General features: G+C 39.0%; 22 protein-coding genes. 5 read left to right on the top strand and 17 right to left on the bottom strand.

All coding sequences use genetic code 11. From position 1 onward, the window contains the following. Positions 1-44 precede the first annotated feature (44 nt). Complete coding sequence (locus tag G476_RS0108035) at positions 45-251, top strand: hypothetical protein (protein WP_026689648.1); 207 nt, start codon at positions 45-47, stop codon at positions 249-251. Positions 252-264: 13 nt separating this feature from the next. Here G476_RS0108035 and G476_RS21510 read toward each other — a convergent pair whose 3' ends face one another. The 9 genes from G476_RS21510 to G476_RS0107990 form a co-directional block, all read right to left on the bottom strand. Next, on the bottom strand, positions 265-627 hold the full coding sequence (locus G476_RS21510) for a DUF1499 domain-containing protein (protein WP_051314708.1): 363 nt from the start codon (positions 625-627) through the stop codon (positions 265-267). A 99-nt stretch (positions 628-726) separates the two neighbouring features. After that, positions 727-1,824, bottom strand: a complete 1,098-nt coding sequence (gene ddlA, locus G476_RS0108025) for a D-alanine--D-alanine ligase (protein WP_026689647.1) — start codon at positions 1,822-1,824, stop codon at positions 727-729. A gap of 117 nt (positions 1,825-1,941) precedes the next feature. Further along, positions 1,942-2,577 (bottom strand): class D sortase, encoded by a 636-nt coding sequence (locus tag G476_RS0108020; protein WP_026689646.1) that lies wholly within the window; start codon positions 2,575-2,577, stop codon positions 1,942-1,944. 78 nt (positions 2,578-2,655) lie between these two features. Continuing rightward, positions 2,656-3,624, bottom strand: a complete 969-nt coding sequence (locus tag G476_RS0108015; protein ID WP_026689645.1) for an LPXTG cell wall anchor domain-containing protein — start codon at positions 3,622-3,624, stop codon at positions 2,656-2,658. A 241-nt stretch (positions 3,625-3,865) separates the two neighbouring features. Continuing rightward, on the bottom strand, positions 3,866-4,408 hold the full coding sequence (locus G476_RS0108010) for a flavodoxin domain-containing protein (protein ID WP_026689644.1): 543 nt from the start codon (positions 4,406-4,408) through the stop codon (positions 3,866-3,868). Positions 4,409-4,692: 284 nt separating this feature from the next. After that, positions 4,693-5,652: a PDR/VanB family oxidoreductase gene (locus G476_RS0108005; protein ID WP_035186280.1), complete on the bottom strand. Its 960-nt coding sequence runs from the start codon at positions 5,650-5,652 to the stop codon at positions 4,693-4,695. Continuing rightward, the gene (locus G476_RS0108000; protein ID WP_026689642.1) at positions 5,649-6,092 is read right to left on the bottom strand and encodes a hypothetical protein; all 444 of its coding nucleotides are present in this window, start codon (positions 6,090-6,092) and stop codon (positions 5,649-5,651) included. The genes G476_RS0108005 and G476_RS0108000 overlap by 4 nt, the downstream gene beginning before the upstream one ends. Further along, the gene (locus tag G476_RS0107995; protein WP_035186278.1) at positions 6,089-7,003 is read right to left on the bottom strand and encodes a heme-dependent oxidative N-demethylase family protein; all 915 of its coding nucleotides are present in this window, start codon (positions 7,001-7,003) and stop codon (positions 6,089-6,091) included. Before G476_RS0107995 ends, G476_RS0108000 begins: the two co-directional genes overlap by 4 nt. A gap of 490 nt (positions 7,004-7,493) precedes the next feature. Beyond that, the gene (locus tag G476_RS0107990; RefSeq protein ID WP_026689640.1) at positions 7,494-8,471 is read right to left on the bottom strand and encodes a ring-cleaving dioxygenase; all 978 of its coding nucleotides are present in this window, start codon (positions 8,469-8,471) and stop codon (positions 7,494-7,496) included. A 160-nt stretch (positions 8,472-8,631) separates the two neighbouring features. Here G476_RS0107990 and G476_RS0107985 point away from each other — a divergent pair, with 160 nt between their 5' ends. Next, on the top strand, positions 8,632-8,832 hold the full coding sequence (locus tag G476_RS0107985) for a DUF4017 family protein (protein WP_026689639.1): 201 nt from the start codon (positions 8,632-8,634) through the stop codon (positions 8,830-8,832). Positions 8,833-9,053: 221 nt separating this feature from the next. Here G476_RS0107985 and G476_RS0107980 read toward each other — a convergent pair whose 3' ends face one another. The 8 genes from G476_RS0107980 to G476_RS21500 form a co-directional block, all read right to left on the bottom strand. Further along, a complete protein-coding gene (locus G476_RS0107980) occupies positions 9,054-9,938 on the bottom strand; it encodes a 5'-3' exonuclease (protein ID WP_026689638.1) in 885 nt (294 codons plus the stop codon). Positions 9,939-9,991: 53 nt separating this feature from the next. Beyond that, the gene (locus G476_RS0107975; protein WP_051314707.1) at positions 9,992-10,759 is read right to left on the bottom strand and encodes a class I SAM-dependent methyltransferase; all 768 of its coding nucleotides are present in this window, start codon (positions 10,757-10,759) and stop codon (positions 9,992-9,994) included. Beyond that, complete coding sequence (locus G476_RS0107970) at positions 10,760-11,305, bottom strand: histidine phosphatase family protein (RefSeq protein ID WP_026689636.1); 546 nt, start codon at positions 11,303-11,305, stop codon at positions 10,760-10,762. Then, on the bottom strand, positions 11,302-11,856 hold the full coding sequence (locus G476_RS0107965) for a GNAT family N-acetyltransferase (RefSeq protein ID WP_026689635.1): 555 nt from the start codon (positions 11,854-11,856) through the stop codon (positions 11,302-11,304). The genes G476_RS0107970 and G476_RS0107965 overlap by 4 nt, the downstream gene beginning before the upstream one ends. A 9-nt stretch (positions 11,857-11,865) precedes the next feature. After that, the gene (locus G476_RS0107960; protein WP_026689634.1) at positions 11,866-12,567 is read right to left on the bottom strand and encodes a YwaF family protein; all 702 of its coding nucleotides are present in this window, start codon (positions 12,565-12,567) and stop codon (positions 11,866-11,868) included. 110 nt (positions 12,568-12,677) lie between these two features. Then, positions 12,678-13,577 carry a serine hydrolase domain-containing protein gene (locus tag G476_RS21505; RefSeq protein ID WP_051314706.1) on the bottom strand — a complete coding sequence of 300 codons (900 nt, stop codon included), beginning with the start codon at positions 13,575-13,577 and terminating at the stop codon, positions 12,678-12,680. Positions 13,578-13,591: 14 nt separating this feature from the next. Next, positions 13,592-14,494 (bottom strand): cation diffusion facilitator family transporter, encoded by a 903-nt coding sequence (locus G476_RS0107950; RefSeq protein WP_051314705.1) that lies wholly within the window; start codon positions 14,492-14,494, stop codon positions 13,592-13,594. A 9-nt stretch (positions 14,495-14,503) separates the two neighbouring features. Continuing rightward, complete coding sequence (locus G476_RS21500; RefSeq protein ID WP_051314704.1) at positions 14,504-15,556, bottom strand: C45 family autoproteolytic acyltransferase/hydrolase; 1,053 nt, start codon at positions 15,554-15,556, stop codon at positions 14,504-14,506. A 164-nt stretch (positions 15,557-15,720) separates the two neighbouring features. Here G476_RS21500 and G476_RS21495 point away from each other — a divergent pair, with 164 nt between their 5' ends. The 3 genes from G476_RS21495 (at position 15,721) to G476_RS0107930 (ending at position 18,685) form a co-directional block, all read left to right on the top strand. Next, entirely contained in the window at positions 15,721-16,407 is a 687-nt protein-coding gene (locus tag G476_RS21495; protein WP_051314703.1) for a superoxide dismutase family protein, read from the top strand. 353 nt (positions 16,408-16,760) lie between these two features. Continuing rightward, positions 16,761-17,273, top strand: coding sequence for a hypothetical protein (locus tag G476_RS0107935; RefSeq protein ID WP_026689632.1), 513 nt, complete (start codon positions 16,761-16,763; stop codon positions 17,271-17,273). Between the two features lie 254 nt (positions 17,274-17,527). Continuing rightward, positions 17,528-18,685 carry a M20 family metallopeptidase gene (locus G476_RS0107930; RefSeq protein WP_026689631.1) on the top strand — a complete coding sequence of 386 codons (1,158 nt, stop codon included), beginning with the start codon at positions 17,528-17,530 and terminating at the stop codon, positions 18,683-18,685. Position 18,686 lies beyond the last annotated feature (1 nt).

Raw genomic sequence — 18,686 nt, 5'->3', positions numbered from 1 at the left:
CTGGTATACTTAGATAGAGCCTGATCGAAAGGGTGTGACTGAACATGGATGCTTTCACTTTTCCTGACGGAACAGAAGATTTCACATATGCCTACTTCGCTATGATTGTGTTGTTTTTTGTTACGTGGTTGACCGTCTTCTTTTTGAAACGCTCTACAAAAAAAGCGAACAAAAAACAGGAAACAACATATCAAGTATATGAAATGGGCGAAACAAAACCAAATACAGAAGAAAAACGTGCTAGCAATTAAATTGCGAGCACGTTTATTTTTCTGCTAAAAATGCCGCGCGAATATCCCTTACTCGTTTTCGATTTTTCTTGAAATCATAATGCCCTAGCCTTGATGCTGAACGTACATCAATAGCGTTTTTATTCTCATTAACATAAAATTCCACATCATCTTTAAATTTTAACACCTTCGTTTGGAAAACACAGTGAATGTAGTTTTCTTCTTGAGAAATAATCTCACAATGATCGGTCTCACAAAGGATTTTATAAAGTTTTTGTAGCGCTTCTTCTGTTGGACCTTTAAACGGAAAAGGATCAACCTTGAATTTGTTCGATTCTTGATCTAATGAAGATACACAGTTACGTTTGTTCTTCGGACACACCGCTAATTTTCCCATCACTCTCACCTCTAAATATCCATTCCCCTTTTCATATTTCTAAAAACACAAGGAATGAAAGACCGCTGAGGCAGAACTTTCCTCAACGGTTTTGAACATTTAAAAGTATTTACTTTCAAGACTTACGTTACGATTATGCCTATCAATAGCTAGCCCAATTAAGCGATCAATGAGCTCTGGATAGCTTACCCCTTCCAAATCCCAAAGCTTAGGGTACATACTGATTTTTGTGAAGCCTGGAATCGTATTAATTTCATTGATAACTAGCTCACCGCTTTCCAATAAGAAAAAGTCGACACGAGCCATCCCTTCACATTCTAAGGCTTCAAATGCTTTAATGGCTTCTGCTTGAACTTTTTTTACCATCTCGTCTGATAAAGATGCAGGAATTTGAAGTAGAGCGCCTTTCTCGTCAATGTATTTTGCTTCATAAGAATAGAAGTCACCTTGGGGCAAGATCTCTCCAATACCCGAAGCTAACGGGTTTTCATTTCCGAGAATAGCGCATTCAATCTCTCTTCCTTTTATTGCTGATTCAATAATTAATTTATTATCAAATCGAAACGCTGTATGAATGCCTCTCTGATACTCTTCTTTGTTGTATGCTCTGCTTACACCAACGGAAGAACCTTGGTTTGCAGGTTTGATGAAGACCGGCAGCCCCAACTTTTTTTCTACTTCTTCAAATGTTACGGTGTCTTTATTGTGTTTCTTTAGCGTAATTGAATCTGCTACTCTAAGACCCGCATCCTTCAATAGACGCTTCGCTATATCTTTATCCATACTAACTGCGGAGCCAAGTACATCAGGTCCTACAAAAGGAAGGCCCGCTAGCTTCAACATGCCCTGCATCGTCCCGTCTTCACCTAAAGGACCGTGCAAGATCGGGAAAACCACGTCCAATTGTTTAAGAGCTTCTCCATTTGATTTACTAATTAATTGGTCCTTGGACTCACCAGGAACAACAGCTACACCTTTGTTCGACTTGTGCAAAGCAATGTTTTTTGGATCATCGCGATTTTCAAGAAAATTTGCTGCATCATTTAAGTGCCATTGTCCTTCTTTATCGATTCCAATTAAAACAACCTCATATTTCTCTTTATCAACAGCGTCATAGACGTTTTTAGCCGATTGTAATGATACTTCATGCTCGGAGGATTTACCTCCAAAAATAATTCCAAGTGTACGTTTTGTCATCTGTTCCCACTCCTATGTCTAACGATATGTAAAGATACTGTACCTGTAACTATGCCAGATCTTTAACTATTTCTCTACACTTATTATATATCATAAAAAAGAAAAGACGTTCCACAATTATTTGTGGACGCCGATGAGTTTAGCTTGAATGATATAACGATCCGGAGCTCTGCCAAGGTAATCCAAAGGATAACACGTGGTAATTGTTAAAGTTGGGTTTTCTTTATCAACGATAACGGTCCGATCGTTCGCGTCTGTAACCCAGATATCGGTGACCTCGTATTCATAGGTCCCCCCCTCAAACTCCATAAATACCCGGTGTCCTTTTTTTACATCACCTAGCTTTGTAAATACAGAATCACGATGCCCACTAACAACAGTGTGTCCTCCTTGATCAGGTGCAGTCGTCCACTGGCTAACATACATCCCAACACCTTGTTTCAGTGTATCATCATCTGCCCCCCAATAGACAGAGTAACCTTCTTCTATAGATGGGAGGAGAAGTGAAGCGACATCTTCACCTAATTTGTAGTTTTCATTTTGATCAGACATCTCTTTGTTTGCCTGGTTAAAAGTCTCCTTATTGATAAGTTCATCTTTTGAAATACTGGAATGTTCTATCGTGGCTTCAACTTTGCTAATTTGTTCAGCTGATAAGGTCACAACTTCTTGTTTGCTTTGATACCATTCAATTCCATAAAAAGTAAAAATAATAAGTCCGCTGAAAATTAATATTCCTAACATCCGCTCCATCTATTCTCTCCCTTTCTTGAGCATCAATGTATAAAAGGGTATCTGCAAACGTTAACAGATACCCTTTTAAAAGTTAAGTTAAACCTGCTGTAATCTGCGTCTTACGATAAGAAAAGCTCCAGCAACGAGAGCAAGTACAAGTCCACCAAGAGTCATCATTGGTGTGTTCGTTGCAGTAGCAGGTAGCTCCCCGCCTTCTTCATGTTCTTCAGCCTCTTCCATTTCATCTTCAATGATGTCTTCAATGTCTTCAGCCTCTTCTTTTGCTTCATTTGGAACATCGAAATCTTCGACATTATTGTAATTATGGAAGGACATGTCGATCATTTGATAAATGTTTGCTGTTTCTCCATCCATATGAACATCCATGTCCATCTCTAGCATCATTTCACTTACATAATATGTGTCCATATCGATATATAGCTCATATGAGAAATCATTAACCTCAATATCTCCCATCAGCTCATCCATCATTGCCATATCGTCATCTTCCATACTACCATTCATGGTTTCATTTATAAGGTCTGTGAGCGCTTCGCCATCTCCAACATATGTAATCACATAATAGTTGCCTTCTTCAGATAGAGTCACGTCTTCACCCATTAATGCCATCTCATCTATTTGATCCCCTGGATGGTATGTCATTCCATCAAAATCAGCCGTTCCTTCCGAGATTTTCATCCAACCACCTTCAGGATCTTCTTGAAAATAACCTTCTTCAGTCCAGTAGGCCGTTAAAGAGATATTCTCCATACCTTCCATACTTGTCGTCATCGTCTGGCGAAGCTTGAATGGATCAAGAATAACATCTTGTTCAACCATAGAATGTAACTCCATCTCACCGCTTAAATCATCTGTAATCGTTTGGTGAATATCCATCGTACTCGAAAAGCTCGATAAGCTTTCCATCGCTTGGTTTGATTGATCTAAAACACCTTCTGCGTCAGAATGATTATTCGCAAGTACACCTTGATTCGTTCCCAACCCCACAACCAACGCTGACATTGTCAAAGCCGAAAACACAGTTAATTTCTTTTTGTTTAACAAAACCATCTCTCCCTTTTCATTTTTAAGAACTCTCTTAGGTAGCCTATTTTTTCTGTCTACTAGACTTTTCCTCATAGGACGAAAGAATAAACATAATTTTGTAAATAATTGCGTAAATTTAACATTTTATACAGTAATAAAGAAACTTAATGACATTTCGTATGATTATAAATTCCTACATTAAAAAAAAAGCTGCTTGAAAAAGGTCAACTACCTTTTCAAACAGCTTTTACATGTTCTTTTACTTGCTTAGCTTAGTCGCGATCTCAGCGACTAGCCTTCCATAATCTTCTGCGATTTTCATTTCTCCTTCTACTGGCTTGTTCAATGGAGCATCTTTAGATTCTTCAACTGGAATAACAGCTGTTGCACCATAAGGATTTCCATACTTGACTCGATTATCATCTAAAGGACCCGTATTGGAAACGAAAATCATCCCATGATGCTGCATTGGTGTTTGCAAGGCACGGCAAATGTTTTCGACTCCGCCATGCTGTGTAGATGTGGTAGCAAAAACGCCGCCAATCTTTCCTTGAAGAGCGCCTGAAAACCAAAGACCTCCTAATTTGGATAAGAAGTTTGACATCTTTGGGTTCGGTTCGCCGAAATATCCGGAAGAGCCCCAAATGATAGCCGTTGCTTCTTTAAGAGAATCAGGATCGATGTCTTCAACTGAACTCAGTACAACGTCCATTCCTTCCACTTTTCTTGCACCGTCAGCGACTGCGGTGGCTAAAACTTCTGTATGACCATTCATACTGGCGTAAAGGACAAAAGTTTGCATGTGATTACCCCTTTCTTTATTCACCTGTTAGTTTGGGATAATCTCTCTATTTCATGTATCTTAACTTTAATTTAAATAAGTGTCCCTCTTAGTTTTTGACCCTTTTCATTTTATGTGAAGTGCCGTATCCATTTGATATGTGTGGCTGAACGCTAGAAAGTCGCACTCCTCCGGTCGTGTGAGCCAGGAGAGGCACCGCAAGTGCTTTACTCGAGGAAGGCACCTTCGCGGGACGGGAGCGGATGAGGTGAAGAAAAGCCTTACGCACTGAGGAAAAGGTGTACTTATATTAAATTTAATGAGTTATGATCGATTTCAATGAGCCCCTTTCCTCGAGAAACGCAGGGGAGCATGAAAGAAAGCTTTTCCTTTTCTGTTAAAAAGGAATCTTGATGAAGGACATCTCCTTTTTTCACTGTGATTTCGCATGTTCCACATTGACCTACTCTGCATGAGTAAGGGATCGATAATCCATTCTCATTTAGTACGTCAAGTAACACCTGATCTTCTTTTACAGGTACACATTTTTTCTCTATTTTGACTTTGAAAGGGCTTGTTTTTGTCTTTATTTGGTTAGATCGAAAAGCTTCAAAGTGAATCCTTTCTCTGGGATATCCTAAATTTTTTGCAGCATTTATTATATTTTCTATAAAAGAAGGAGGGCCACATATATAGACATGCGTACCAATAGGATGACGTTGAAGGGAACAATAATAGTCAATTCGCTCTTTTCTTCTCTCTCTCGAAAAGTAAAACCTCGTTTCACTTTTAAAGCTTTCCTTTAAATAACCATAAAAGAGACACTCTTCTTTTATCGAAGCGCCGTAATGCAGTTCAAAAGACCTCCCCGTTTCTTTACACCAATGTAACATGGTTAGAAAAGGTGTAATACCAATTCCGGCAGCGTAAAAAACATGGTGTCTCCCAAGTAGTTCAGGCTTTAGAATGTTTTTTGGGAAGCTGATTTCAAGCTCTGTTCCGACGGTTACTGAATGATGCCATCTAAATGAGCCTCCCCTACTTTTCTGTACGAGTTTAATTGCAATCTCATACCGCCCATCTGTCGTTCGATTTGTTAACGAATAAGGCCTTATTATTACCCCTTCATTTGAAGGTAAGTACGTTAATATATGAGCACCGGGATGGATCTCCGGTAAGGGTTCATTAAATCTATGTTTTATCCGGAATCGCTTGATATCGTTAGTTTCCATAGCGACGCTCTCTACACTCACCGGAATCTTCATAGTGAATCACCCTCAAATTCAAAGGAGCCAAGGAATGCGTGGTGAAAAGTAGACCAATGATTCGTTACTGATAAAGTGATGTTGCATTTTTCACAAACTGCATGAGGGTGATCATCTGTAATAAAAACCGTATGGCAATGAGCACAAAAAATTGCACGCTCACTTTCTTCTTTTACAACTTGCAGATCCAATGGAGAGAATCCGAGGTCATATAAAAGGCTCAACACTTCTCGTGTTTTTTTCACTTTCAATGATAAATAAATATAAGTACCCATCAATTCCTTGTTTAATATGGAAGCTAATTGGTCAGGTTCTCCTACGTTTATTAATGAAAGAAGGGAACGGTGAAAACAAAGTTCCCTTACGAGTTTTGTAATGTCAACATAGTCCTCGTACAAAATAATGTATTTTTGTTTTCCTCTAACGATGTGCCAACTCATAAAACCCCCTCCAAATAGTTCATGACGTGAGACTTATAAGGGGTAATCCCCTTGTATTCCTCAATTGGTTTTGGCAAAGAAAGAAGGATCGTGTAAAGTTGATTTGCCTTATTGAGATCTTTACTTAATTCTTTCAAGGAAAGTAAATGGGTGTGAATTGTAAACAAAATTGTATAGGTTTTCGGCAAACGGTGGAGCTTCTGTACTTCTACCCTTACGTGTACGTAATTTCCTACCGTATCTTCAGTCACGCTGTACCTCTTTTTTCCCCACTCTGGAAACGTCTCCAAATGGGTATTCAAGGTTTCACCAGCCATTAAAGACCAATTGGAGCGTTCAAAGGGGTCACCTGGACACAAGTGTAGAAGAAATCGTTCAATTCTTCGATCTAGCTGTCCTTCTTGAAACCCTGGTACAGGTCTATGAATATCCATAAATGCCATGCCTTTATTAAAAGCCAGAGACCAATTGGAAGGAAAGCATAATTGCCCCGCATCTAAGAACAATTGGCCTTCCCGCTGAAACATGAGAATAAGATCTTCTTGTACATGTTTTCCGATATCGTTTAAAGGCTCCTTATTGACTTTGTAATCAAAACGTACTTCTTCCTTAAGAAGATGATTGTTTAATGTAAATCCGTATTTTCTTGACGTCATCGTAAATGTATCTGGGTAACGTAAAGCTAGTTCTTTAGCTATATACAAAGTCGCTTCCCATTGAGCTTCGTATGTATGGTCAAGGGCTACAAAACAACGTTCAGGATTCTTTATGATCGTATCCCTCTTTAGCTTCATCTCTTTTAGGTAGTTTGGCGTAATTTGGACGGTGGTCCTGTTTTTCATTTGTACTGCGTTATTTTTATAAAAATAATGAGATTGTCCTTCTTCAAAAGGAAATGGGAAACTGTACATATGCACATACCTCCTTCTTTTCTCCGTTCGACAGTAGCTTTAAAAGTCCTGCTGGAATCGTCTCCTTTAATGAATAATAGAGATCATTGATTAAGATCATCTCTAAGAGATTCGCGTATTGCCAGTAGATAAAACCCTACTTCTTTCTCTATGCCTCGTAGCAGATCGTGCAATACCTTAAGAATGCAAACGCACGTCACTTCAGAGGGAATGTCTCTCCTAGCGGTTATCCAAGCATAACAAAGGGACGAGCATCTCACGTTGGTTTAAGAGATTGATTGACAAGACTACACTTTCAAAATCGATACTTCCAATATGTGATCCCCCTTTGAAAGGATCAACCTGCCCTATAGGCAACCAGCTCAGTAAACATTAGTTTTTTAAATTAGTAGATTTATATTCTCTGTATAAAAAAGCCCACACTTTATAAAAAGTGTGGGCTCCTTGGCAAGCTTTGCATGATCCAAGTCATTTCTTTTCAACTATTGTGCTAATTTCGTTTCGTATGAAGTGGCTTAAGTTTCGCTTCAATCTGTTCCCGCTTCGATTCGAAAAATGGCGGCAATGCTAAGCTCTCTCCCAACTTATCCAAATCTTCATCTGTATCAAATCCGGGTCCGTCAGTAGCTAGTTCAAATAAAATTCCATTAGGTTCACGGAAATATAGTGACCGGAAATAAAAACGATCGACAAAGCCGGAGTTTGGAATTTGAAGGCGATTGATCTTTTCGACCCATTGATGCAACTCATTATCATCTTCAACTCTAAATGCTACATGGTGAACGCCACCTCTGCCCATCCTTTCGGGAGGTAGATCATTACGTTCTTCAAGGTGAATTTCTGCACCGTTACCTCCCTCCCCTGTTTCAAAGACAATCACATCTGGTTGACCGTCAACAGAAGAAGGGTAAGAACGATCTGTTTTCTCAAATCCAAGTATCTCCGTAAGAACTTTGATCGTGGTTTCAGGTTTTCGTACAGTTAATTTTACCGGCCCAAGCCCTGTTGCCCCTTTATCTTGAGGAACAGGCGAATGTACCCAAGGAGTACCTGATTTTACTCCTTTGTTTGTTTGATCCGATACAAAAGATAACCGTTGACCTTCAAAGTCTTCGAAGTCTAGATATTTTTTACCGGAACGTTCAACAATTTCTCCTCTTTTAATCTGATAATCATCCAGCCTTTTTTTCCAATATTCAAGTGTTGCATCGTTATCGACTCTTAGCCCAATTGAGGAAATACTGCTCACACCATGGTGATTTTTTGCAGCCATGGGAATTTCAAAGAAAGTTAATTCCGTACCTGGATTTCCTTTTTCATCACCATAGAAAAGATGATAAACAGAAGTGTCGTCTTGATTAACTGTTTTCTTTACGAGGCGCATGCCAATTACTTCAGTATAAAATTTGAAGTTTTCTTGTGCATTTGCCGTTAATGCTGAAATGTGGTGAATTCCTTTAAGTTTCATCATGATCCTCCTAATGTTCTATAATAAAATTATTAACTTACTTTTTGTAAGTTAATTATATGTATTACTTGATCGACTGTCAATGAATAGGACTTATGACAGATGTGTGTATTCAATTCATTGGTATGATAGGATGAAACAAACGAATAGAGGGATGTTTATGAAAAAAATGACGGTATCACTTGTAGTTTATCTTTTAGCTTGCTTCATTGCCCTCATTTTACCCGCCTCTGAAGGATACAACACTTTTGCTTGGAAGATATTCGTAGGTCAGCTATACGCCATTCCCATATCTGGCGTGGTTTTTGTAATATTAATACTGTTAGAGAAGAAAAAAAGAAAACCGACTGTTATGCCATAAAATATACAACCAAAAGGGCTTTGATAAAAGCATCAAGCATTTAAGGTCATCGATAAAACGTTTTATGGCTTAAGATGATGGACCATATTAAGAATTAGATATCGCTTCTAACAATCAAAAAAGTTGCCTTCCCTTGCAGGAGGCAACTTTTTGTTTGTGTAATCCGTATCATTCAATGATCAAAAGGGAGGGTCTTTGCTTTTTCATGCCTAATTTAACCCTTACATACTTAAGCGAATTCTTACTTCTTTTTGATTTAATTCAGAAAGTATTGTTTCTTTTGTAAGGTCGAGCTTCAATTCATCGAACAAAAAACTTTCCAACAGTTCGATATTGCAAATAATTTGAGATAGTTCTTTACTTACATACGTGGTGTCTTTTCCTTCAACGAGCTTTTTCTTATAACGGTTATACTTTTTATCCAATTCTTCTATTTTCTCGTAAACCTTATCGATGGACCCATACTCTTGAATAAGGGGTAGGGCCGATTTTTCTCCTATACCCGGACATCCCGGTATATTGTCGCTGCGGTCTCCTAATAAAGCTTTTACATCTACCCATTGAGCTGATTTAATTCCAAACTCTTCTTCAAAGAGGTTATTCGTATAAACAATCTCTTCTTTTTTTCGATTAATGATTTGGGAAACATTCGGCCCAAGCAACTGGAAGAGATCCTTGTCATTACTGTATATATAGCAGTGACCGTCTGATTCATTAGCCCACTTTGTTGCTAACGTACCGATTACATCATCGGCTTCATAAGAAGGGACGGTTAATTGGGATATTCCCATTTCTTCAAGCATATGAGTCAATGTTTCGTATTGTTCGATTAGCGGTTCTGGCAAATCTGTTCGTTGAGATTTATAAAACTGATGGGTTTGGCTACGGGTTGTTTCATCTCTTTTTACATCCCACGCAACGGCTGCATGGGTGATGCCGTGTTCGTCGATAAGGTTGAATAGCTTTTGAAAGAACACTCGCAAAGCATTCGTATATACGCCTTGACTATTCTTTAATTGCTCTTCTGTCCTGCCGTAACTAGTTGCAAAATAGCCGCGGCTAAGTAGGTTAAATCCATCAATAAGTAACAATGTTTTATGTGACATTTGAAGTCTCCTTTATCGTTCAATCCTTCCTATTGTAACATGAAGAATTGCCCTTATTGGGACTCTTTTTTCTCACATACAACCACTATATTGGTTGAATTTGCAGCAAGTGGCGTTTCGTCCCAATCTCCATAGAGTTCCTTTAATTTGAATCCATTTGCATCCAAAAGTCGCTTCAGTTCTTGAGGGAACACATAGCGGAGTTTAATTCGATCGACATCCACAACCTCACCTTTTATAAGTGTATCCGTTTCGCAATACAACACTTGATTCAATGCGTCATACCGCTCGGTTAGTTCATATGTAATCTCGGTGTTGCCTTTTTTCTCGTGTACAGTTTCCTTCACTTCTTCCCTTAGCTCCTCAGTTTGGGCAAACCTTGTCCCAAAAACGAATATCCCGCCTTTTACTAAATGCTCTTTTACTGCTTGTAGAAGAAGATCTTGTGAATCATTAGTTAAAAAGTGTTGAAACGAATTTCCCGTCATAAACATAAAATCGGTTTGTACGGGCAGACAAAGGGCACAACAATCTTGTTCCAAAAATGAAATAGATACATTGTTTTCTTTCCCTTTCTCCTCTGCTCTCTTTAGCATTCCTGGATGGATATCCACTCCCATCATATGAATACCTGATTTTGCAAGTGGAATGGTTACCCTTCCTGTACCACAGGCCAGTTCAACGACTGGACCAGATTTCTTTGAAGCCCATTTCTTAAAGAATGCAATATCTTTAGTAAAAGGATCGTTTTTTTCGTCATACCTTAATGGATCTTCGTATGGCTGCAAGTTGCCTTTAAAAACATCGTCTTCGTTGTACATCTACAATACTCCTTCTCGATCGAGGGTGAAATCCTCTTTATCTTTAGTTAATACGAAAACATCGGGGTTTCTAAGCTCCTCCCACTCTTTAAATCCATATTTCTTATCATAATGGTTTAACAATAGAGTCAGAAGGTTGCCGTGGGTGACAACTACGATCGGTTCCTCATGACTATCAATAGCGGATTGCAACGCCTTAACCACGCGCTTCTGAGCGATGCGACTGGACTCTCCACCGCTAAAACTCAAATCGTAATCCTTGAACGTTTCTCCGAGCTTTTCATACCAATCTATTAAATCTTCTGATGAGAGGATTCTTTCCTGTAGTCGCTCATCTGTTTTAATGGATACCTTTTTTTGTCTAGCTAACGGTTCAATCGTTTTTACTGCTCTTGTCCATGGACTTGAAATAATTGTTTTTACATTACGGTACGTGAAATATTCCGCAAGCGCACTTGCTTGCTTTTTACCTACTTCCGTCAGTATGGCTTTGGGCTCCTGTCCCGTTGCTTCACAATGACGAACCAAATAAATGGTTGTTTTCATGTCCAACGCTCCCTTACGGCTCTGTATTCATCTTTAAGCAAAGAATATACAACGGTATCGTGAAACCTCTCTCCATCAAAATCCGTTTGCCTTAACACCCCGTCACAGTGAAAATCATGTTTTAAAAGAAGTCGTTTGGATCCTTCATTAGTTGCGAAGATATCTCCTACGATTCGATTAAGGTTGAGGTTACAGAAACCGTACTCCAGTACAACAGGAAGAAGCTGAGACATCACTCCTGTTTTTTGGTAATGATGGCTTATGATCGCGTTCATCTCCGCTTTTTGGTGCCACTTATGCCATTTATGAAAGCGGAAAACACCAATGACAAGGTTTTTTTCTTTTGTTTTTATTGTCCATGCCAGCTCTTTTTCTTCTTTCACTTTTGCTTTTATATTCTCGATTTTTTCTGTCATCTCTTCAATCGTCTCTACAGGATGAGGAGTGATGAACGCCATCGTGTCTTTATCATTAAAAATGGGAAAAAGGGCATCTGCATCATGAATCTCAATTGGGGTTAACCGATAGTCCTTGGTTGTTAGGGTAATCATACGTCACCTCTATTTTCGTTTTCTGAAAATGATCCAAAGTACAATAAAAAGAATAAAAGCAACTGCTTCCAAGCTGAGGATATACCACGGGTGCGGCCCTAAATAATCAAGCATACTTCCGCCGGCTGGTTTTTCGGAAAGGAACCAATAGTTTCCATCCACTAGTCGGTTAACCAGTAATATACCAGGTAATAAAACGTTCAAGAAAATCATCGCCTTGATGACATCCATAAATCGTGGCCGATAATCGTGGACCACAGTAAAATAAACAGCTGTCCATATAATAAAGAGGTGTGTATAGAAAAAATGGAAGAATCGAAAATGGGGGAAACCATAAGATAAAACAGGTGTCAGAATTGCTTGAAGAGCACCTGCAACCCCGATAAATAGGACGATCGAATGGGTGGCTTTATGTCTTGAGAGCATAACCACTACAATAAGAACCAAGCTTATATTACATAATTCAAGAGGCAACGCATGCCGTTCTGCCCATTGGTTCGTAAACAAAAGCCAACTATGATAGGACAGTTCAAAAACAATTAGCGTTACAGCTAACCCAATTTCATATTTTCGAAGGTTTTTATGTTTTAATTGATTCTTTGTCAGGTAAAGCAAAACGATTCCAATGACTAAAATCATGATCATAAACAAATGTCCATAAGACAGCATGGTAAACGGCGTTTCAGATGGATTTCCGTGAAACCAAGTCATTTCATTCCCCCTTTTTAGCGCTGAAGGGTTTCACCTTTTAAAATCTGATCGAGCCAAGGTCCTTTTAGTGAAAGGCACTGCAAAGGTTATGCTTGTACTATCCAGTGCTTTCAATCAAAGGCATGTAAAAGATACCGAGTAAAGAATGTAAATGGTTGAATTCCTTCTTTTCTTGAGAAGTTGCCTGTAAAGGTGCAGACCATTTCTTTTTCCAGAACTACAAAAATATATTGGCCGCCACTTCCAGCCGCGTAATAAAAATAGGGCAGTCGATTACTCTTTGGGTTAACCCACCAATGATAACCATAGCGCTGGTTTCCCATGTCGGTACTCACTTTACCCTTTACAGACTCTTGTACCCATTCCTCACTTACAATCCGCTTTCCTTCCCAAAACCCATTATTTAAATAAAGAGACCCATATTTCCATAGGTCTTCAGGCTTCATTTGAATTCCGAATCCTCCAGTATTTACACCTTGAGGATCTTGGTTCCATCGTACGTCATCAATCTCCAATAATGAAAAGAGATGTTGGGTTGCAAATTCAAACGTAGTCATTGATGTTTTCTCTTGAAGAACCGCGCTTAACAGGTGAGAGTTTCCGCATACATACGAAAAACCCTGATCTTCTCTAACATCTTGATTCAAAATATAAGAAACCCAATTTCGGGAAGCTACCATTTTTTCATTCCCCGCCCATTCAATACCGGACGTCATTGTAAGTAAATCTCGCAATGAACGTTGATTAAATCGATATGAGTGGTTTGCATTGAGGATCGATGTGATCCCCTCATTTTCATCTGCAAAGTACCCTTTATCTATAGCAATTCCTATAAGAATTGATAGGATACTTTTTGTTATGGAATTGATTTTCCGATGTTTTTGCATGACTCCTGTTTCGGCTTCATAATCGAACACCTGCTCTCCATTCACAGTTACAGTACAGGTATCTACCGGATTGGCCTTTGCTTCATCTAAAAAACCAGCTACTTGTTTATTATCAGCTACCAAAACTTAACGCCTCCTTATACAGCCCACTTTCGATCACTAGTAAATGAAATCGTTAACCATTTCGTATAAGATACATCTTTAATATTCACTAAGAGTTCCTCTCTAATTTGGTCTTGCTCTTTTACGGTTGGTTCCCACGTTTTTGGGTCTACGATAAAATCGATTTCTATGAACAGTTTGCTACCGACTTTCGCCACTCTGATGAAGGTTTCGTCAAAGTTATATTTTTTTTCGAGATCATAAGTCACTCGCTCGATTTCTTCTTGAATAAAAGGCTCGGGAGCCATTTCAAGCACTTCTCTTAGCTGCTCTTTTATAGACACAAGTGGTACTTTGACAAAGTAACCCGCAACGATGATGACCATAAGGGGGTCAACATAAGGAATGAGGGATTGAAAAGGTGTAAATGTCATTAAAGTGGCCACTAAAAATCCAAGCATGACACCAAAGCTTAAATAGCAATCCATTAACCATTGATTCGCCTCAGCTTCAACAAATCCTGAGTTCAATTTCTTTTTTCTTTTTTTCAGGTAAACGTAAACAATATAACACCCAATTGTGGCAAGTATGGCATAAATCAATGCCATTCCAGGGTCTACTACCCGGCCACCTGCTAATAAATCAGATAGGGCAGATGATAAAGCGTACAAACATAGTAGTAGTATCACTACGTATTTCGAAAGAATAACAATCGGCTCAAGCATTTCTTTTCCAAACGGAAAACGTTTATAATCCGCTTTTTGAATAAAGGATGCTGATAAAAGAGAGAAGAATGACAATGCCACACTGATTAATGAATAGAGACCGTCAAATAAAATCATCTGAGAGTTGCCCAATACTCCCCAAACTATAGCTACAAGTGCAAATACAAGTGCCCCGTAAACGGATACTTTTAATATGTTTTTTTCTGCAAGCATATTTTCACCTCAAACGTTTAATTGCAAATGGTCACCGGTTTTGGAACCGGGTATGTTACCTTTTACTTTTTTAATTAAATTGTTTCTACCGTTCAACCACTCATCAAAAGAAAAATGAACGGGCTGTGCGTTAACCCCTACTCCACAATAAACTTGTCTATTCGTGGTATCATAGCAGGCTGTATGGATTGTGCCAGACCAATTTTCGTAATCTCGTTTAGCAATACCGTATGTTTCATGATTTAAATAATAAAAGCATGTTTTTGCATCTGGATTAGTTTCAACATACTTCTCTAATTTACTGAGCCTTTCCACTGACTCTTCGATTCGATGTCGATTCTCTGATTGTTTTAAGACAAAATGGTTTGTACAGCTTGTCCGATTTTCAGATGCACGGACTCCTTTTGATGAAGCTTCAATAACAACACTATTTCCCGAAGCGTCTGCAAGGGAGTAATTAAAGGCGTGACGGTGTGGAATTTCATTTAACATCGCTGTTGCTTCGTTTACATCCCTGCAATGATTTAACAGAAACCGATTAATAGTTGTACAAATAAACCCATCTCCCGGCCTCACTCGATTGACAAAATGGTAGCCAGAAGCAAGCCCTTTTTCATTCATACCGTCCATTCTTCCGATCATTCGTTGAGCAAACCCGATCGACGCATACCCGTTGGCAGTGCTCGGTTGCCATAATACAAAACGCCCGTCATAGGTTTTAGGGTGATAATCGTAATTTCTACCGTAAATGCCGTTAATCATGAATGTCGAACAGCCTGATTTTTTCCAATCTTGCTGATAACCTCCGTATTCGTGGACGGTATCTTCTAAAGACCATCCGATTCCTTCAGCTAAGCCCTCAAGTTCTTCCCATAATTCTGGTGCCAATTCCATAAACCATCTTTTCGCTTCTACTATTTTGGTATCATATGATCTCATCGATCGTTTCCGTCTCTTTTCATGCGTTCTAAAAAGAGGCATCTCTTTTAATTTTATTCCTTGTTTTTTTCCGAATTCGAAAGGAGAACCTCTTCCTTGTACAACATCCACTTGTATTTTCATTGTATGTGTTCACCTTTTCACGTTATTATTTTCCACTCTATTTATACTACAGTCTACCCCACTTAAATGAAAACAAAAATGCTCTAATATGGTGGAGACCGTTTAATTTTTATAATCATGGTCAATCCTGCTAACGTAAAAATACATACAAGGAAGTGACCTAAATGAAAATCAATGGAGCCATCTTTATACTTTCAGTTCTCTCGTTTGTTGTGTTGTCAGGATGCGGAGGGGACAACGATCAGACAAGTGACGTCGATCATAAACCAAATAACGGTCATGGCGTCATGGATCATGGAATTTCCAAGACTGATGCCGATGTAGTAGAAACGTTTTCATCTGGAAACCACAAAGGAGAGCTTAAGGCTCAGGCAGTTATGGAAAATACGGATGGGGAGAATGTTGGGTCGGTTTCTTTTTATTCAACTGAAAACGCCGTTATGGTGAAAGCTAATGTGGAAAGCTTTTCATCTGGATTCCATGGCTTCCACATCCATGAAAACGGTATCTGTGAAGCGGATGCAGAAGAAGGAGCGTTCATGAGCGCAGGTGGACACTATAACCCTGGTTCTCATTCACATGATCGGCACTCAGGAGACATGCCTTCCATTTTTGTAACGGAAAATGGAAAAGGCTACCTTGTTTCAAAACTCGATCGCTTTACTCCTGAACAACTGATTGAAGACGATGTAGCTGTCATTATTCATGAAGACCCGGACAACTTTGCCCACATTCCCGATCGTTATCAGTCTTCAAAACAAGATACACCAGGACCTGATGAACAAACACTAAAAACCGGTGATGCCGGTGATCGAGCTGCTTGTGGTGTGGTTGTAAAAGTTGAGCAATAAAAGGATCTAGTAGTAATACATGGAGCATAGCTTGTATTACTAGGTAGGATCGAGATTTTATCGAAACATTTAGATATGAAAATGATCGCCGTCAAGTGATGTATGCTTGACGGCTTTTTATTGTGTTGATTTCTTTTTAAAAAATTGAAGAAGCTCCCCTATCCAACAAAGTACTTTTTAACATCACCTTCACGGTTTCTTTAACGATTGGAAGCTTAATTCTTTCATTCCAAGCTAATTAGTGTGAATGGAGTTTTAATACTTTTTTCAGTATTTTCTAACGTTTGAAATTAGGGTTAAACTCTAGTAAAATACAAAAACTGTGAGAGTTAATTTATAGTGAGGAGGATTTCATGTTACTTCTACAACAAGAAGCTGAGAAATCCAAGGACGAACTTTTAAAAGAAAAATCCGAGCTTGAATTCCAACTTTTCAGGATGCAAGAAAACGTAAAAGAAATTGCGAAACGCTTTTCTGTATTAGGCATCGATCAAACCAAAGATGAAAATTGGGTTATCGTATATGCAAGTGAAAATAATGATACATGCAAGATCATGTTGCACGATTGCACATCTCCTTTTCTCGGAAATTGGGACTTCTCTATTCACGCACAGTATACAGACCATCATACAATCCAAATTGATGACATCCGCGGTGAAGAAAACAAAGGATACGGCTCAGTTTGTATGGATTATCTTAAGCAACATGCCACTAACCAAAATGTTCACGCAATAAAAGGAAACATTGTTAAAAGAGACTGGGATCATATTGATCGTCTCGTACATTTTTACGAAAAACACTATTTCAAAGTGAAGTTATCCAAACATGAAAAGCACGGAAAAATATATTGGACCCCCGCCATGTAAAGAAGGCACTGAAAAAGTTCGATCTTTAACTTTTTCAATGCCTTCTCTAATGTCATTGTGCGGGGTCTGACCCCTTTTTTGGTATGAATCTTGCATAAGGTTCATACTTTTTTATTTATTTTTCTCCCTTGCGCCTCACTCCTTTTCTTTTGGTGGTTAGCATTATAAAATGTACAACATATGTACTTATGTTCGTAATGTTATTACGAAGAAAAATAATGATAATGGTTGTTTTATGAGAGGGGATTTTACAAATGAGCACGACACTTTTAAGTCATTTTGAAGATTTTAAAGAACATATGTACGAAATCAGTCAGTACATAGGAAAAAACCCTGAGCTTGGTAATGAGGAATTCAAAGCTTGTGAGATCTTAACAAAAACTCTAAAAGAATACGGATTTCAAGTTAAAGCAAATATCGTTGATCAGCCTACCGCCTTTGAAGCTGTTTATGATAGTGGAAAACCGGGTCCTCGCATTGCCTTTATGAGTGAATACGACGCCCTTCCTGAGATCGGTCATGCCTGCGGACATAATTTAATCGGAACGATGGGGATGGCTGCAGGAATCGCTTTAAGTAAAGAAGTAAGCCGCACAGGCGGTGCTGTTTATGTTTATGGAACCCCTGCCGAAGAAACGCGAGGAGCCAAAGTAACAATGGCCGAACAAGGGATTTTTGACCATTTGGATGCAGCCATCATGTGTCACCCAAGTAGCAACTATCGGGAAAGTGGTAGTTCACTTGCAATGGATGCAATTGAATTCGCTTTTACAGGAAAAACCGCCCATGCAGCAGCGGCTCCGGAAGAAGGGATCAATGCTCTTGATGCGGTGATTCAAACTTTTAACGGAATCAATGCGTTAAGACAGCATGTTACGCCAGATGTTCGAATTCACGGTGTCATTCCCGAAGGAGGCAAAGCTGCCAATGTGGTGCCGGATTATGCGGTAGCCCACTTTTACGTTCGCGCGTCTACCCGAGATTCCGTTAATCAAGTGGTGGAAAAAGTTAAAAACTGTGCAAAAGGAGCAGCTCTCGCAACAGGGGCTCAGCTTTCAATCTCCAATTACGAGTACTCCTATGACAACATGATCACAAACAACGCGTTATCAGATGCATTCACAGAAAGCTTACTTGAGCTTGGTGTCGATAAAAAAGAAATTAAAGAAAAAGTAGGCGGAGGATCCTTGGACATGGGGAATGTAAGTCATAAGGTTCCTTCCATTCATCCTTATATTAAGATTAGTGAAACCCCTATTATAGGCCATACAAGAGAGTTTAGAGACGCTAGCCTAAGTAGAAGCGGCTTTGAAGGTATGTATACAGGAGCAAAAGCAATGGCCTTGACCGGGTTACGTATTTTAACAGACGAGTCATTGCTCGAAGACATTAAACTAGAATGTAAAGCATGAG

The organism is Alteribacter aurantiacus DSM 18675 (assembly GCF_000429705.1).
Classification (GTDB): Bacteria; Bacillota; Bacilli; order Bacillales; family Salisediminibacteriaceae; genus Alteribacter; species Alteribacter aurantiacus.
This window is presented reverse-complemented; position numbering and strand designations above follow the sequence as displayed.